We start from the raw sequence: 15673 nt of genomic DNA, 5'->3' as shown, positions 1-15673 counted from the left end.
CTTCCTTTGTACTCACCCGAGAGACTCTCTCAGGCTTTCCTCCGGGCGCTTCCCTTCGGTCCTGCTATCCTGCTGTCTTGCGTTTCCGACTCTATCAGGCTTTCCCGGTGCTTCTGACCACCGTCCTGCGGACATGCAGAAGGCGATCCAGCGATAGGATCTGATGAGTTGGATGCTGTTGGGGTGAGGACGCCTTGCTACGCATCGCTCAACCTCAGACAGGACTAACGACTCTACACGGGGCCGCGGAACGGGTGCAAATCCGCGAGGAGTGTGGTCTAGACCTCTAATCGGAACACTTATGCGGAACCGGTACTTCCTATGACATACGCTGCTGCTCAATGTGCCGTCCGGGACAGGCAGTGACGGCCCGTACAGATCCCCGCCCTGGGAGGCTTCCCATGACCACCGTCTCGTCCCCGCTCGCAGGACGCGCCATCGGCCTTGCCGCTGTGCCCGATCCCGTCTTCTCCGGGGCCATGGTCGGCCCGGGCACCGCCATCGACCCCGTAAGGGAGGCTTCCGAGGCGGTCTCCCCCGTCGACGGCGTCATCGTCTCTCTGCACCCGCACGCCTTCGTCGTCGTCGACGACAGCGGGCACGGTGTGCTGACTCATCTCGGCATCGACACCGTGCAGCTCAACGGCGAGGGCTTCGAGCTCCTGGTGAACAAGGGCGACACGGTCGTGCGCGGTCAGGGCGTGGTGCGCTGGGACCCGGCCGCCGTCGAGGCCGCGGGCAAGTCGCCCGTCTGCCCGATCGTGGCCCTGGAGGCCACGGCCGAGGCACTCACCGAGCTCCGTGAGGACGGCGACGTGAAGGCCGGCGAGAGTCTCTTTCTCTGGAAGTGACGTCAACGCCGTCGGATGACGGCTGGTAGGACAACCACCGCGGCGGCGGGACCCGCCGCACTATCGGGACGGGTGAGATGGAGACAACGCTGCGAGGCGTCGGTGTGAGTCACGGAGTGGCGATCGGCGAGGTTCGGCACATGGGGACGGCGGTCCTGGAGCCGCCCGCGAAGCAGATTCCGGCCGAGGACGCGGAGCGTGAGCAGGGGCGCGCCCGCAAGGCGGTGGAAGCTGTGGCGGCCGACCTGATGGCACGTGGCAATCTGGCGGGGGGCGAGGCCCAGGCCGTGCTCGAGGCGCAGGCCATGATGGCCCAGGACCCCGAGCTGATGGCGGACGTGGAGCGGCGCATCACCGTCGGGAGCACCGCCGAGCGCGCGGTGTACGACGCCTTCGCCGCGTACCGCGCCCTGCTGGCCGGTGCCGGTGAGTACCTGGCCGGCCGCGTGGCAGACCTTGACGACGTGCGGAATCGTATCGTCGCGCGTCTGCTCGGGGTGCCGATGCCGGGGGTTCCGGACAGCGACGAGCCGTACGTTCTCATCGCCCGGGATCTGGCGCCGGCCGACACCGCGCTGCTCGACCCGACTCTCGTCCTCGGCTTCGTCACCGAGGAGGGCGGACCGACCAGCCACAGCGCGATTCTCGCGCGGGCGCTCGGCGTGCCCGCGGTGGTGGCCCTGCCGGGGGCCGGGGAGCTCCCCGAGGGCACCGTCGTCGCCGTGGACGGCAGCACCGGTGAGATTTTCGTGAACCCGGCCAAGGAGAAGAAGGCGCGACTGGCGGCGGAGGCGGCCGAGCGCAAGGCCGCGCTGGCCGCCGCGACGGGGCCGGGTGCGACCTCGGACGGTCACAAGGTGCCGCTGCTCGCGAACATCGGTGGTCCCGCCGACGTGCCCGCGGCGGTCGAGGCCGGCGCGGAGGGTGTCGGTCTGTTCCGGACCGAGTTCCTCTTCCTCGACGACAGCAAGAACGCGCCGTCGGAGGAGAAGCAGGTCACCGCCTACCGCCAGGTGCTGGAGGCGTTCCCGCAGGGCCGGGTCGTCGTGCGGGTGCTGGACGCCGGCGCCGACAAGCCGCTGGACTTCCTCACCCCGGGCGACGAGCCGAACCCGGCGCTCGGCGTGCGGGGCCTGCGTACGCTGCTCGACCACCCGGACGTGCTGCGTACCCAGCTAACCGCGCTGGCGAAGGCGGCGGAGGGGCTGCCGGTCTATCTCGAGGTCATGGCGCCGATGGTGGCGGACCGCGCCGATGCCAAGGCGTTCGCGGACGCGTGCCGCGAGGCCGGGCTGCGGGCGAAGTTCGGCGCCATGGTGGAGATCCCGTCGGCCGCGCTGCGGGCCCGCTCGGTGCTGCAGGAGGTGGAGTTCCTGTCGCTGGGGACGAACGACCTCGCGCAGTACACCTTCGCCGCCGACCGTCAGGTGGGTGCGGTCTCCCGGCTGCAGGACCCGTGGCAGCCGGCGCTGCTCGACCTTGTCGCGCTGTCCGCCGAGGCGGCGAAGGCCGAGGGCAAGAGCTGCGGTGTCTGCGGTGAGGCCGCTTCGGATCCGCTGCTGGCGTGTGTGCTGACCGGTCTGGGTGTCACCTCTCTTTCCATGGGTGCGGCGTCTTTGCCCTACGTCCGGGCGTCTCTGGCGAAGTTCACGCTGGCGCAGTGCGAGCGCGCCGCGGCGGCCGCCCGGGCGGCGGAAAGCGCCGAGGAGGCGCGGAACGCCGCTCAGGCGGTGCTGTCCGGCGAGTAGGGCCGAGCGGCGAGGCCGCCGCCGTGGCTGTCCGGTGCGGGGCGTTCCACCTTGGGGTGGGACGCCCCGCGGGCGTTCAGTGGTGGTGTCCCGGTGGCAGGCGGTCGTCCCCCAGGTCGGGCGGTGCGCAGTAGTCGACGTTGGATTCCGGGGAGATGAGGTCGCCGGAGTCGACGTCGGTGCAGTAGGCGTCGAAGACCTCACCGGCGGTGAGGGGTTCGAGACCGTATCCCCGCAGCCGCCAGCCGTGGATGCGGTCGGGGCCGTTCGACGGGCTGACACGCATGACGAGTCCGCCGGGGCTGTGGGTCGCCAGGCCGAGGGCGAGGACGCTGGTGAATTCCAGGGCCTCTGCCTCGTCGATGTGCGGGGTGCCGTCGGTCTCCTCCTCTGCGAGGAGGACGGAGACGAGGGTCTCCTCCGGATGACCCGACACGCTGCAGACCAGGTGCCGGCTGCCCGGTGGGGCCGTTTCGAGGACGCGGCTCAGCAAGCGTGCGGCGCGGGTGAAGGCGGCTCGGCCGAGGTCCTCGCCGCAGGTGGCGCAACTGCCGAGGCGGGCGAGCAGGCTGGACGTGTACTCCCAGGTGGCCTGGCGGACGGCTTCGTCGACGAGGGCCGGGAGCAGGTCGGCGAGGGACTGGCCCTCGTACGGCACGGTGGGGCCGTGGACGGCGAGTTCGGCGGTGAACCGGGCGCGGCTGGCGGAGGCGTCGGCGTCGAGGCCCGCCACGGTGCAGAAGTCGGCGTACTCCTCCGGGTCGAAGAGCGCGATCGTGGTGTGGGTGCCCTGTGCCGCGCGTGCCCTGAGCAGGTCTTCCACCTGGCGGAGGTAGGCGGCGTGGTCGTGGAAGGTGAAGCTGCGGTAGCGCCGCATGGCCCGGAAGTCGTGTTCGTCGGTGAGCAGTCCGATGGTTCCCGCGATTTCGCGGCGCAGGACCCGTCGCATGGTCTGGTCGGTCTGGCCGGTCTTGTCGGTGTGCGCCATGTTTCCCCCTGTGCACGGTCGATCAATGCTCACTCACAGTAATCGGCAGCACTGACAACAGCGTCGGGGCGCGGGCGGCCGGCCGCCGTGCGGGGGCGGCCGGCTCGTTGCCGTCCTGGTCAGGAGCGCTTGCGGGCGAGGTCCTCGTAGAAGTGGAGCAGGTCGAGGTTGTCGATGGAGCCGGGGTTGACGGCCTTGGTCAGCGGGGTGCCCTGGAGGAGGCGCTTGACCGGGACCTCGATGCGCTTGCCGGTCAGGGTGTGCGGGATGCCGGGCACCTCGATGACCTCGTCGGGGACGTGGCGCGGGGAGAGTTGTGCGCGGATGGTCTGCTTGATGCGCTCGAGGAGGGTCTCGTCGAGGACGGCTCCGGGGGCCAGGTGCACGAACAGGGGCATCCAGTAGCCGCCGTCGGGCTGTTCGACGCCGATGACCAGGGATTCCCTGATCTCGGGGAGGCGCTCGACGGCTTCGTAGATGTCGGCCGAGCCCATGCGGACACCCTGCCGGTTGAGGGTGGAGTCGGAGCGGCCGTGGATGACGACGGACCCGCGGGAGGTGAGGGTGATCCAGTCGCCGTGCCGCCAGACGCCGGGGTAGGTGTCGAAGTAGCTGTCGTGGTAGCGGCTGCCGTCGGGGTCGTTCCAGAAGCGGATCGGCATCGAGGGCATGGGTTTGGTGACGACCAGTTCGCCGACCTCGTCGGTGAGGGGGTGGCCGTTCGGGTCCCAGGACTGGAGGTCTGTGCCGAGTCCGGGGGCCTGGAGTTCGCCGATGTGGACCGGGAGGGTGGGGACGGCGCCCGCGAAGCAGGAGCACACGTCGGTTCCGCCGCTGACGGAGGCGATCCACAGGTCCGCCCCGCTCTCGGCGAATTCGTCGTGCAGCCAGCGGAAGCCGTCGGGCGGGAGCGGGGAGCCGGTGGTGGCGACGCACTGGACCCGGGAGAGGTCGTGGTCGCGGGCCGGGTGCACGTCGGCCTTGCGGCAGGCCATGACGTAGGCGGCGGAGGTGCCGAAGAGGGTGGCGCCGGTGCGCTCGGCGATGCGCCACTGGGCGTCTGTGCCCGGGAAGCCGGGGCTGCCGTCGTAGAGGACGATCGTGGTGCCGGTGAGCAGGCCGGAGACGAGGAAGTTCCACATCATCCAGCCGGTCGAGGTGTACCAGAAGAAGCGGTCCTCGGGGCCGAGGTCGCAGTGCAGGCCGAGCTGCTTGAGGTGTTCGACCAGGATGCCGCCCTGGGACTGGACGATGGCCTTGGGCAGGCCCGTGGTGCCGGAGGAGTAGAGCACCCACAGGGGGTGGTCGAAGGGCACCTGCTCGAACACGGGGTCCGTGTCCGTGTCCACGGCCGTCAGGGCGTCCCATTCCAGCGCGCCTTCGGGGGCTTCGGTGCCGAGCAGCGGGATGTGGACCACCGCCCGCAGGGTGGGCAGTTCTCGGCGCAGTTCGGCGACGGTGTCGCGGCGGTCGTGTTCCTTGCCGCCGTAGCGGTAGCCGTCGACGGTGAACAGGACGACGGGTTCGACCTGCTGGAAGCGGTCCAGGACGCTGCGGGCGCCGAAGTCGGGGGCGCAGGAGGTCCAGACGCCGCCCACGGCGGCGGTGGCGAGGAAGGCGACCACGGCCTGCGGGATGTTGGGGAGGTAGCCGCTGACGCGGTCGCCGGGGCGTACGCCGAGGGCGCGCAGCTCGGCGGCGAGCGAGCCGACCTGGTGGCGCAGCTCGGCCCAGGTGACGGGGCTCGGTTCGTGGGTCTCGTCGACATGGAGGAGGGCCGGTTCGTCCGCGCGGGTGGCCGCGGCGCGCAGGGCGTGTTCGGCGTAGTTCAGCGTGGCGCCGGGGAACCACTGGGCGCCGGGCATCGCGCGGTCGCCCAGCACGCGCGCGTAGGGGGTCGAGAAGCGTACGTCGAACCATTCCGTGACGGCTTTCCAGAAGGTGTCCGGCTCGTCGACGGACCAGCGGTGCAGGGCGGCGTATCCGCCTTCGGCGGGGGCGCCGTGGTGCTCGGCTGCCCAGGCCTGGAACCTGGTGATCCGCGCCTGGGCGATGCGCTGCGGGTCTGGCTGCCAGAGCGGCTGGGGGTTCACGGTCGACATGGGGCGGCTCCCGGACTGTGCGCGTCGTGTGCGTCCTCCGCGCACGGGCTGGGGTGTGCGCGTGACGCGGCTGACAGGGACGATGCCATGTGATCGACTTCCGCACCAGGGCGGGCCCCACATAGTCGGTGACATGAAGATGTGGTCCCGTCACGGGTGAACGGCAGTTGAACGACGCCCTGGCGCGAGGTCGTCGATGGCAGGGTGAGCAGCATGGACGGTCGTGACCTGGTGCGTTCGATGAAGACGGTCGGTTCCGCGGGGATGGCGCAGGGGTTGCGTACCGTACGGGCGGCGTTGCGCAGGCGGCGGGCCGATGCCGCCGGGCTGCCGCCACGGGGCGCGGAGCGGGCGCGGGTGCCGGGTCCGATGCGGGAGGTGGAGCCCGGGCCCGGGGGCGGTGTCGTCCGGTTCGGCCGCTCGGAGCTGCGCGTCCTCGTCGCGGTGAACGGAGCCGTGTTCTGGGGCTGGGACGGGGCCGGTCCTGAGCCGTCGTACGCGTTGGCGGGCCGTTGTCCGGAGCCGGATCCGCGGGCGGTGCTGGAGCCGGACAAGGACGGCGGCTGGCGGGTGGTGGCGGAGCGGGCGACGGTGGCCGTGTCCCGGCACGGCGCGATCGAGGTCCGTACGCCCGGGGGTGTGGTGCTGCGAAGTGAGCTGCCGCCCCGCTGGTGGGAGCCGGTGGGGGGCGGGCCGGCGCGCTGGACGCAGCGGTCGGAGGTGGCGGCCGACGCCCGGTTCTTCGGGCTCGGCGGGCGGTCTGCGGGGCCCCGGCTGCGGGAGGGCACGTACCGGCTGTGGAACACGGCCCGCGGCCTGCCCTTCGCTCCGGGTGAGGACCCGTTGTCCGTCACGATGCCCGTCCAGTTGGTGGTGGCGGACGCGGGGACGCACCTGGTCTTCCACGACAGTTCGTGGGACGGCACGGTGGCGTTGCGGGAGGGTACGGAGGGCGAGGGCTCCGGGCACGACCGGCCGGGGCGGAGTGTGCTGCGGATGGACGGCGGTCCACTGCGGTGCTGGGTGATGGTGGGTACCCCCGCGCGCGTGCTGCTGGCCTGGGCGTCGCTCACCGGGGCGCCCGCGCTGCCTCCGGCGTGGGCGCTCGGGCATCATCACGCGCGGTGGGGTTCCGGTGACGAGCAGGACATACGCCGGGTCGTCGCCGGCTATCAGGAGCGGGATCTGCCGCTGGACGCGGTGCATCTGGGCATCGGACATGCCGACGCCCAGCGGGTGTTCACGGTGGACGAGGAGCGCTTCGCGAAGCTGCCCGTGCTCGCCGAGGAGTTGCGGCGGGACGGCATCCGGCTGGTGTCGGTCGTCGAGCCGGCGGTACCGGCCGCGCCGGGCAGTGGCGTGTACGACGGCGGGACGCGTGGGGACGCGTTCGTGCGGGATGCCTCCGGGGCGGTCGTCCGGGGTGTGGGGCGGCCGGGGGACGTGGTCTTTCCGGACTTCACGCACGCGTGCGCGCGCGGGTGGTGGGGCGGGCTCTACGAGGAGCGGCTCGGGCAGGGGTTCGCCGGGTTCTGGCACGACCTGGACGAGCCCACGTCGTTCGCCGCCTTCGGGGAGTCGACGCTGCCGCGGTCGGCCCGGCACTCGCTGGAGGGCAGGGGCGGCGACCATCGGGAGGCGCACAACGTCTACGCGCTGTGCATGGCCCGGGCCGGGTACGAGGGGCTGCGGGCTCTGACGCCCGACGAGCGGCCGTTCGTCCTCTCGCGCTCCGGGTGGGCCGGGATGCAGCGCTACGGCGGCACGTGGTCCGGGGACGTGGCCACGGGCTGGCCGGGGCTGCGGGCTTCGCTGGCGCTGGTGATGGGGCTCGGGCTGTGCGGGGTGCCGTATTCGGGGCCGGACGTGGGCGGGTCCGGTGGGAGTCCTTCGCCTGAGCTGTACCTGCGATGGTTCCAGCTAGCCGCTTACCTGCCGCTGTTCCGCACCCACGCGGGGCCGCGGGCGGGACGCCGGGAGCCGTGGGAGTTCGGGGCCGAGGTGCTGGAGCACGCGCGCGTGGCGCTCGTCGAGCGGCGGCGGCTGCTGCCGTACTTCGTGACGCTGGCGCACCTGGCCCGGCGCACGGGCGCCCCCTATGTGCGTCCCCTGTGGTGGTCGACGCCGGAGGATCGGACGTTGCGGGACTGCGGGGACGCCTTCCTGCTGGGCGACCGTCTGCTGGTGGCGCCGGTGCTCCACCCCGGGGCGGACACGCGTGCGGTGCGGTTGCCGCGGGGGCGCTGGTACGACGTGGTGACGGAGCGGGCGTACGAGGGGCCGGCGCGGGTTCTCGTCGACGCTCCCCCGGCGCGGATTCCGGTGTTCGCGCGCGCGGGGGCGGTGGTTCCGGTGCGCGGGCGGGACGGCGCACCGGAACTTGAGGTGTGGGCGCCCGCGCGGGGGCGGACCGGCGGGGGGCTGGTCGTGCCGGACGCGGGCGACGGCTGGGCGGAGCCGGAGATCGAACGGTATGTGTCGCGCTGGGAGGGGCGGCGGGTGGTCGTGGAGCGGGAGGGCGAGGACGGCGTGAGCGAGCCGTCCTGCCCGGTCCGCGTCCGTGGGATCGCGGAGCGCTCGGCTCAGATGTAGCGGCCCTCGAAGAAGGCCCGTACGGCCCGCGTGTGGAGCGGGAAGGCCAGTTCCTCCGCCCTGCGCAGGAGGTGCCATCCCTCGGTCTCGTTCGTGGCGGCGGAGGGCGGGAGGCCCTCGGCCGGCCGCTCGGGCAGCAGCCCGAAGAGCAGCAGGTGGCCGTCGGGCGAGCTCATGGCGTCGGACAGCCGTACGTCGCGGCTCGCGGCGTCGATGCCCGTCTCCTCCTCGAGTTCGCGGACGACGGCCTGCCGCCAGTCCTCCCGGTCGTCGACGTAGCCGCCGGGCAGGGCGACGCCCCCGCGCGCGGGGGTCACGGTGCGGGTGATGACGACCAGGGCGGTGCCCTGCGTGTCGTACACGGGCTGGAGGGCGACCGCGACCGGCAGCGGGTTTCGGTAGGCCACGGTGCCGCACGCTGGGCAGGTGCGGGGCCAGCCGGAGAGGCCCTCTCCGTAGGGCGTTCCGCAGCTCGAACAGTGGGAGTCCGGCGCGGAGTTGGGAACGGAGGTTTCAGTTTCGGACACGCGGCGGACTGTATCCGATTACGGAGGGGGCGGCTCCGGCAGGCCGTTCAGCGGCGGCCGGCGAGCGACTTCGCGGAGACCGGGAAGTCGAAGTAGGTGTCCGGGTAGGCCTCGGGCTTGTACGTGAAGTGCCACCACTCTTCGGGGAGGTTCACCAGGCCGACGTCCTCCAGGGTGTTCTTGAGCAGCAGCCGGTTGGCGCGCTGGGGCCCCTGGATGCGGGGGTCCAGGGTGTGTGAGCGGGTGTCGAAGCAGTCGTAGCCGGTGCCCATGTCGACGGAGTTGTCGGGGAAGCGCTCGTCCTGTGGCGCGAAGCAGGACACCAGGGGCTGTCCGGGGTGGTAGGGCGGTGTGGGCTTCGCCGGGAGCCGGACGATGGTGAGGTCCATGGTCGAGCCGCGGCTGTGCCCGGACTTCTCCGCGATGTAGCCGTCGGCGAAGAGACGGGTCTTGTCGACGTCCGGATAGAACTCGGCCTTCGTCTTCTGGTCGTCGAGGTCTTCGGCCCAGCGGACGAAGTGGTCGACGGCGCGCTGCGGACGGTAGCAGTCGTACACCTTGAGGGAGTATCCCTGGCGCAGCAGCCGGGTCTGGGCCAGGTGGAGGGCTTCGGCCGCGGGGCGGGTGAGGATGCACAGGGGCTGTCGGTAGCCGTCCACGGGCTCGCCGACGAAGTTGTGCGGGGTGACGTAGCGCATCTCCTCGATGATCGTCGGGTCGACGCTTCTCAGGGCCACGAAGTCCTCCGGGGCCTTCGGTTCGGGCCGCGCCCGAGCGGTGGCGGGGACGGCCGTGACGGCGAGCAGGGCGGCGAAGGTGGTGACCAGTCCGCGGAACGCGATGGAGATTCGTGTCATGTCCCCTGCATCTATCAGGGTTATGGCGTGCGAGGGAAGTAGGCCGGCCGACGACACATCGGCGGTGACGACTTCCTGGTGCTCACCGATCCGGAGGGGCTGGATCCGCCGGCCGCCACGGCGTTGAGCGGGGCGAGTTGGAGTTGACGCAGGGTCAGGGCACCGGACCGCCGAACGGCGTCGCACACGGTCGGCGTGCGGCGTTCGGGGTCGTCAGGAGCGCTCGGGCGACGGGGGGCGTCGGGCGTGGGCCGGACGGCCGGTGCGGGCCGGTGCGGGCCGGTCGGCGGGACGTGAACCGTTGCGGTCGGCCACCTTGGCGTCCCCCGGGCGCCGGTGAACACTTCCGGTCTCGGTCGACGTCGCCGTACATCCCGGCCTATTCCGGCACTCGTCGCGCGGGCTCTCCTGCGCTTCGACGACGTGGGCACGGCGAAGAACAACCTGCTGATGCAGCACCAGGCGGACGGGTGCCGCGTACGCGGCCGGACCGGCCCCCGGCGTGTGGGGCGGTCTCGACGGACTCCGGGCGCACTGGCGGCGGGACGCCGAGCGGGCACCCGCCATGGAGGCGTCGGTGCGCGAGGGCGAGTACAGCGACGACAGCGACGGCGAGGGTAGGTGTGCCCCTCAGGTCGTGACGACTCGGCGCCGGTCCGTCGCCTGGGCCATCGCGTGCTGGACGACGCCGATGAGGACCTCCTTGACGGACTCCCGGTCCCGGGCGTCGCACATCACCAGGGGAACGTCGGCGTCGAGGTCGAGGGCCTGGCGGACGGTCTCGGCCGGGTAGCGGGCCGAGCCCTCGAAGCGGTTGACGCCGACCACGAACGGGATGGAGCGCCGCTCGAAGTAGTCGACGGCGGCGAAGCAGTCCTCCAGGCGCCGGGTGTCGGCCAGCACGACGGCACCCAGCGCGCCCTCGGACAGCTCGTCCCACATGAACCAGAACCGCTCCTGGCCGGGCGTGCCGAAGAGGTACAGCACCAGGTCCTCGCGCAGCGTGATCCGCCCGAAGTCCATGGCCACCGTGGTGGTGTGCTTTTCCTCCACACCGCTGACGTCGTCCACGGGCCGCCCGGCCTCGGTGAGCAGTTCCTCGGTGCGCAGCGGTCTGATCTCGCTGACCGCGCCGACGAGGGTGGTCTTGCCCACGCCGAACCCGCCGGCCACCAGGATCTTGAGCGTGACGGGCTCGACCGGCGGCTTGCCGCGCTGAGAACGCCCGAAGATCATCGATCTCTTCTCCTTAACGTGCCGCTCACCGTGCCCGGGAGCCGATTCACAGTGCCCTCAGCCCGCTGATCACGTCGCGCAGAATGTTCTCGTCCGGCAGTTCGGCCGGGGGCACGGGCCGGTTGACGTGGACGAGTTCGACGTCCACGAGGTCTCCGACCAGGACCCGCACGACCCCGACGGGGAGGTCGAGTTCGGCGGCGAGCTCGGCGACCGACTGCGGCTCCTGCCGGCACAGTCCGACGATGTCCACGTGCTCCGGGGAGAGGGTGACGTCCGCCTCCGGGTCGTCCGCGTGGGGTTCCGTGACGACCACCGCGATCAGGTCGAGGCGGTGCTGGGCCGCGCTGGAGGTGCGGCCGCGCGTCATGGCGTACGGACGGACGACGGGCCCCGCCTCGTCGTCGAACCAGTGGTTTCTTCCCTGACCGTCTGCGCTCATGTCATCCCACTTACCCGCCCGAGGGCAGATCGGTGCGCGGCGCGGTGCCCAGGTGCACGCCGACCCGCTTGACGAGGAGGGTCATCTCGTAGGCGACCTGTCCGACGTCCGAGTCGGCGTCCGACAGGACGGCCAGGCAACTGCCGTCGCCGGCGGCGGTGACGAAGAGGAAGGCGTCGTCGAGTTCTACGACGGTCTGCCGGACGCTGCCCGCCTCGAAGTGGCGGCCCACGCCCTTGGCGAGGCTGTGGAATCCCGACGCCACGGCGGCCAGGTGCTCGCTGTCCTCCCGGGTCAGGTCCTTGGACACGCCCGTCGCCAGGCCGTCGCCGGACAGGACGACGGCCTTGCGGATGCTCGCGACACGGTCCACCAGGTCGTCGAGGAGCCAGTTCAGCTCCCCCGACTTGGTCGCGGTGTGGCCGGTCGTCTTCGGTGCGGTCATCGACCGTCCCCCTTTGTCGTTCCTCGTGGTGCTGATGGTGCGGTGCCCCCGTCGGGGACGTCGTCACCCGCGGCGTTCTCCGTGCGGCCGCGTTGCCAGCCGCGCTGGAGTGATGCCATACGGCTGCGTACTTCCTCGGCGTCACGGTCGGTGGGGTCGGAGTGGTCCTCGGCGGAGGGTTCGGGGCTCTGTCTGAGCTGGGGGGCCAGGTTGGCCTGGCGTACGCGCCGGGGCAGCGCGCCGGTGGCGCCGTCGCCGGACGGCGAGTCGTCGCGGGCGGGGGGCGCGCCTCGGCGGCGGGCGGGCAGGGAGGGCAGCGCGTCGGACTCCGTACGGCCGACGGAGCCGCGGGCGGGCAGAGCGGGCGGCTCACCCTCCTGTGCCCGCGTCGGGGTCGGGTACTCCGTGTGGTCCGTGTGGTCCGCGCCCGCCGTCGGCGCCTCGTCCTCGGCGTGCTCGGCGTCCTCGGCGTCCCGGGCGGCCCGTTCAGGGACCGGACGCCCGTGCGAGCTGACCAGCTTGGGGGTCCGGCGGCGGGGCAGCGGAAGCGGTCCGTTCGCCTCGTTCCCGTCCTCGGCCGGCTCGGCTTCGTGGCCCGGCCCGGGGCGTCGCCGTTCGGTGCGGCGGGCCGCCTGGTCGTCGTCGGCGGCGACCAGTGAGCGGCGCGGGCGGAACAGGCCGCCCCGCTCACCGTCCTGGTCGTCGAGGGCGTCCAGGTCGACGGGCGCCTCCAGTTCGACCGGACCGTCCAGCAGCGGGGCCGGCCGGTCCGGGAGCTGTGCGGGCACGTGCGAGAGGGCGGAACGGCGGCTCTCCTCCCGCTCCTTCGCCTTGACGTGCTGCGGGCGGTCGAGGCGGAAACCGACGCCGTTGGTGTCGGGCGCGTCGTCCGTGAGCAGCGCGTCGGGGACGAATACGACCGCGGTGGTGCCGCCGTACGGGGAGGGCTGCAGGGACACCCGGACGTTCTGCCGCTGGGCGAGCCGGCTGACGACGAAGAGACCGAGCCGGTCGGTGTCGGACAGCTCGAACTCGGGTGTCTCGGCCAGCCGGAGGTTGGCGTCGAGGAGGGCGTCGGCGGCCATGCCGAGGCCGCGGTCGTGGATCTCCAGGGTGAAGCCGTTGGCGACGCGTTCGCCCAGGACCTGCACGGCGGTGTGCGGCGGCGAGAACACCGTGGCGTTCTCCAGGAGTTCGGCCACCAGGTGGGTGAGGTCGGCGACCGCCGGTCCGGTGACGGCGACGCGCGGCAGCCTGCGGACCTCGATGCGCTCGTAGTCCTCGACCTCGGCGACGGCGGCCCGCACCACGTCCATGAGCTGGACGGGCTTGCGCCACTGCCTGGAGGGTGCGGCGCCGGAGAGGATGACCAGGCCCTCGGCGTGCCGGCGCATGCGGGTGGTCAGGTGGTCCAGGCGGAACAGGTCGGCGAGTTCCCCGGTGTCCTCGGTCCTGCGCTCCATCGTGTCGAGCAGGGTGAGCTGCTTGTGCAGCAGCACCTGGCTGCGTCGGGCGAGGTTGACGAAGACCTCGGAGACGCCGGCGCGGAGTTCGGCCTGTTTGACGGCGGCTTCCACGGCGGCCCGCTGGAGGGTGTTGAGGGCCTGGCCGACCTCGCCGATCTCGTTCCTGTCGTACTCCAGGCGCGGCACCTCGGTCTCCACGTCGACCTCTTCGCCCGCCGACAGGCGGCGCATCACGCTGGGCAGGCGGACGCCGGAGGCCTCGTGTGCCTCCAGTCGCAACTGCTTGAGGTCGCGGATGAGGGAGCGGCCGACGCGTACGGACAGGAAGACGGAGTACAGCAGGGCGATCAGGCCGAGCGCGCCGGCGATGACCACCTTGGCGATGACGTTGGTGGCGACCGGGTCGACCCGGTCCTGGTAGCGGTCGGCCGCGTGGTCGTCGAGGTCGCCGAGTTCCTCGAGGACGCTGCCGGCGGCGGTGTCCCAGCTCTTGGCGGTGACGCCGCGCGGCTCGCCGGCCTCGGAGGCGACGGCGGCCTCCTCGGCGACCCGCAGCGGGGCGGAGGCGGCGTTCTTCCAGAAGCTCTCGTAGCGGCCGCGTTCGGCGGAGGGCAGCAGCGGCAGGTTGATGTCGTACATGACGGTGCGCTGCGCCACGAGGTCGGAGACGTCACGTATCTCACCGCGGGTGAGCCGGCCGGTGACCAGGGCGGAGCCGAGGAGGGCGTCCTCACGGGAGAGCAGTTCGCGGGCGCGGGAGATGTTGACGAGCGCGCGGTACTGCTTGTCGAGGCTCACGTTGTCGACGACGTCGAGGTTGGCGAGCAGGTCGTGGCAGGGATCGACGAGGCGGTTGTAGAGGCCGAGAGCCTGTGCGCGGTTCACGGTGCCGTCCTCGACGCTGCGGCGCAGGGAGCCGATGCCGTCGAAGGCGTCCAGTACGGCGGTGAGCCGCTCCTCCCCGGCCGGGCCGAGGTCGTCCCGTACGTCGGCGTCGGTGGCGTTGCGGCGGATCTCGGCGACGGCCTCGTCGGTGGCGGTGCGGCTGCGCTGAAGGGCGGCGAGTCCGTCGGAGGCGCGCGGATCGGCGAGGTGGACGAGGGTCTGGCGGCGTTCCTGCTGGAGGACACGGACGGTGTCCTCGATCGGATAGCCGATCTCCTCGACGACGGTCGAGACGCTGAACAGCCGCCCCGCCTCGCGTCCCGTCAGTACCGTGGCGAACGCCCAGATCGCGGTGAGGGACACCAGCGGCACGAGAAGCAGCGCCACGATCTTCCGGCGGATCGACTTCCCGCGAAAGCGCATGGCCTCCCCCAGCTCGACCCCCACCGGCGGGGGTACACATGTGCGTCAACAAACGGCGCGAGCCTACTACTGACGCACAGGTAACTCGAAGACCAGTCCGGAGGTCGAACCTCCGCACCGGGGTCCACCGATGGTCAGTTGTCCGGTCATTACGGGAGATTGCCTCCCGGGATCCGCAGGCGGACGGGAGGGTGTCGTTCCGGCGTGACGGGCGGATTGGCCGAAATTCTTCGACTGCGCGGGATTTTCGGGAATCTTGGGGACCCGTCGTTCGTCATTCACTACGGGAAATGGTGGCGGAATCGGCCACAGGAGCCGCATCCCGCCCCCGGGCGGCGTAAAGCAGCGCAAGCCGGGCAGCCAAAGGGGAGCCGTGTCTTGGGGCACGGGCGAGCTGTCTGTCGGCGGTGGGGAGTGACATGTTGATGGGCACGGCGGAGCGGCGCGGGGCGCCCGAGGAAGACGGTGCGGGCGGGTTGACCGCCCCATCGGCCTCCGAGGCACCGGATCGCGACATTCCGGCTGCCGGGCCGGGCGCGCCGGCCGGTGAACGGCCGACGCGCGAACAGCCGAGCCGCGAACAGCCGACACGTGAACGACTGGAGCGGGAACGACCGGAGCGGGAACGACCGGAGCGATCGAACGGGCGGGAAGCGCGCGAGCGGCGGCGGCAGCAGCAGCAGCGGTCGGGTTACCGGCCGTTGTGGACGGAGGAGCCCGCGCGGCGCCGCCGACTCCCGGATCCGGTGCGTACGGCGGCCGTTCGCGCGGTGATCGTCGTCGCCGTGACGCTGATACTGGCGATGGTCGCCTTTCTGTGCACGATGGCGGAGTCCTGGCTGGCCTTCCCGATGGTGCTCGGCAGTGTGGCGGGCACGGTGGTGGCGACCTGGGGCGTGCTGGACGTGTGGGTGACGCGCCAGGTCTACAACCAGCGGCACGGCGTGGTGTCGGCCCCGAGCAGCACCGCTCGGGCCATGCGCCGCGAGCGTCGCCGGGCCAGGCGCCAGGCCAGGGCCGCCGAGCGGGGCCAGGAGCGGATACGCAGGCGGGGCGGCACGGGCCGGCTGTCCCACCCCTGAGCAGCAGGCCGGCGGCCGGGAGCACAGCA

Annotated in this window: 12 protein-coding genes; 4 read left to right on the top strand and 8 right to left on the bottom strand. The window is 72.0% G+C overall.

Annotation, left to right across the window (positions count from 1 at the left end; genetic code table 11):
- The first annotated feature begins 401 nt into the window (after positions 1-401).
- Positions 402-851 carry a PTS glucose transporter subunit IIA gene (locus KUM40_RS11125; RefSeq protein WP_217165626.1) on the top strand — a complete coding sequence of 150 codons (450 nt, stop codon included), beginning with the start codon at positions 402-404 and terminating at the stop codon, positions 849-851.
- A 77-nt stretch (positions 852-928) separates the two neighbouring features.
- The gene (gene ptsP, locus KUM40_RS11120) at positions 929-2599 is read left to right on the top strand and encodes a phosphoenolpyruvate--protein phosphotransferase (protein ID WP_217165625.1); all 1671 of its coding nucleotides are present in this window, start codon (positions 929-931) and stop codon (positions 2597-2599) included.
- A gap of 76 nt (positions 2600-2675) precedes the next feature.
- Here the strand turns inward: ptsP and KUM40_RS11115 are convergent, their stop codons facing one another.
- Both KUM40_RS11115 and KUM40_RS11110 read right to left on the bottom strand, forming a co-directional pair.
- Positions 2676-3587 (bottom strand): hypothetical protein, encoded by a 912-nt coding sequence (locus tag KUM40_RS11115; RefSeq protein ID WP_217165624.1) that lies wholly within the window; start codon positions 3585-3587, stop codon positions 2676-2678.
- Positions 3588-3706: 119 nt separating this feature from the next.
- Positions 3707-5689: an acetoacetate--CoA ligase gene (locus KUM40_RS11110; protein WP_217165623.1), complete on the bottom strand. Its 1983-nt coding sequence runs from the start codon at positions 5687-5689 to the stop codon at positions 3707-3709.
- 213 nt (positions 5690-5902) lie between these two features.
- Between KUM40_RS11110 and KUM40_RS11105 the strand changes: the two genes are divergently transcribed.
- The gene (locus tag KUM40_RS11105) at positions 5903-8281 is read left to right on the top strand and encodes a glycoside hydrolase family 31 protein (RefSeq protein WP_217165622.1); all 2379 of its coding nucleotides are present in this window, start codon (positions 5903-5905) and stop codon (positions 8279-8281) included.
- Here the strand turns inward: KUM40_RS11105 and KUM40_RS11100 are convergent.
- The 6 genes from KUM40_RS11100 to KUM40_RS11075 form a co-directional block, all read right to left on the bottom strand.
- On the bottom strand, positions 8272-8808 hold the full coding sequence (locus KUM40_RS11100; protein ID WP_217165621.1) for an NUDIX domain-containing protein: 537 nt from the start codon (positions 8806-8808) through the stop codon (positions 8272-8274). The genes KUM40_RS11105 and KUM40_RS11100 overlap by 10 nt on opposite strands.
- Before the next feature lie 47 nt (positions 8809-8855).
- Complete coding sequence (locus tag KUM40_RS11095; protein WP_217165620.1) at positions 8856-9665, bottom strand: M15 family metallopeptidase; 810 nt, start codon at positions 9663-9665, stop codon at positions 8856-8858.
- A 630-nt stretch (positions 9666-10295) separates the two neighbouring features.
- On the bottom strand, positions 10296-10901 hold the full coding sequence (locus KUM40_RS11090; protein ID WP_217165619.1) for an ATP/GTP-binding protein: 606 nt from the start codon (positions 10899-10901) through the stop codon (positions 10296-10298).
- Positions 10902-10947: 46 nt separating this feature from the next.
- Positions 10948-11343, bottom strand: coding sequence for a DUF742 domain-containing protein (locus KUM40_RS11085; RefSeq protein WP_217165618.1), 396 nt, complete (start codon positions 11341-11343; stop codon positions 10948-10950).
- 10 nt (positions 11344-11353) lie between these two features.
- Positions 11354-11788: a roadblock/LC7 domain-containing protein gene (locus KUM40_RS11080; RefSeq protein ID WP_123622381.1), complete on the bottom strand. Its 435-nt coding sequence runs from the start codon at positions 11786-11788 to the stop codon at positions 11354-11356.
- Positions 11785-14562: a nitrate- and nitrite sensing domain-containing protein gene (locus KUM40_RS11075; protein WP_217165617.1), complete on the bottom strand. Its 2778-nt coding sequence runs from the start codon at positions 14560-14562 to the stop codon at positions 11785-11787. The genes KUM40_RS11080 and KUM40_RS11075 overlap by 4 nt, the downstream gene beginning before the upstream one ends.
- Before the next feature lie 419 nt (positions 14563-14981).
- On the opposite strand from KUM40_RS11075, the gene KUM40_RS11070 reads away from it, so the two are divergent.
- Positions 14982-15644, top strand: coding sequence for a hypothetical protein (locus tag KUM40_RS11070; protein WP_217165616.1), 663 nt, complete (start codon positions 14982-14984; stop codon positions 15642-15644).
- The last annotated feature ends 29 nt before the right edge of the window (positions 15645-15673 follow it).

Origin of the sequence: Streptomyces sp. AC512_CC834, from assembly GCF_019049325.1 — a bacterium.
Taxonomy (GTDB): Bacteria; Actinomycetota; Actinomycetes; order Streptomycetales; family Streptomycetaceae; genus Streptomyces.
The sequence above is the reverse complement of the archived record's forward strand: the minus strand, read 5'-3'. Positions and strand labels throughout refer to the sequence as shown.

What these genes read in the sequence shown, in the direction of transcription:
- KUM40_RS11125 (WP_217165626.1), top strand. Translation starts at nt 402, where the DNA reads ATGACCACCGTCTCGTCCCCGCTCGCAGGACGCGCCATCGGCCTTGCC.
- ptsP (WP_217165625.1), top strand. Translation starts at nt 929, where the DNA reads ATGGAGACAACGCTGCGAGGCGTCGGTGTGAGTCACGGAGTGGCGATC.
- KUM40_RS11115 (WP_217165624.1), bottom strand. Translation starts at nt 3,587, where the DNA reads ATGGCGCACACCGACAAGACCGGCCAGACCGACCAGACCATGCGACGG.
- KUM40_RS11110 (WP_217165623.1), bottom strand. Translation starts at nt 5,689, where the DNA reads ATGTCGACCGTGAACCCCCAGCCGCTCTGGCAGCCAGACCCGCAGCGC.
- KUM40_RS11105 (WP_217165622.1), top strand. Translation starts at nt 5,903, where the DNA reads ATGGACGGTCGTGACCTGGTGCGTTCGATGAAGACGGTCGGTTCCGCG.
- KUM40_RS11095 (WP_217165620.1), bottom strand. Translation starts at nt 9,665, where the DNA reads ATGACACGAATCTCCATCGCGTTCCGCGGACTGGTCACCACCTTCGCC.
- KUM40_RS11090 (WP_217165619.1), bottom strand. Translation starts at nt 10,901, where the DNA reads ATGATCTTCGGGCGTTCTCAGCGCGGCAAGCCGCCGGTCGAGCCCGTC.
- KUM40_RS11085 (WP_217165618.1), bottom strand. Translation starts at nt 11,343, where the DNA reads ATGAGCGCAGACGGTCAGGGAAGAAACCACTGGTTCGACGACGAGGCG.
- KUM40_RS11080 (WP_123622381.1), bottom strand. Translation starts at nt 11,788, where the DNA reads ATGACCGCACCGAAGACGACCGGCCACACCGCGACCAAGTCGGGGGAG.
- KUM40_RS11075 (WP_217165617.1), bottom strand. Translation starts at nt 14,562, where the DNA reads ATGCGCTTTCGCGGGAAGTCGATCCGCCGGAAGATCGTGGCGCTGCTT.
- KUM40_RS11070 (WP_217165616.1), top strand. Translation starts at nt 14,982, where the DNA reads ATGTTGATGGGCACGGCGGAGCGGCGCGGGGCGCCCGAGGAAGACGGT.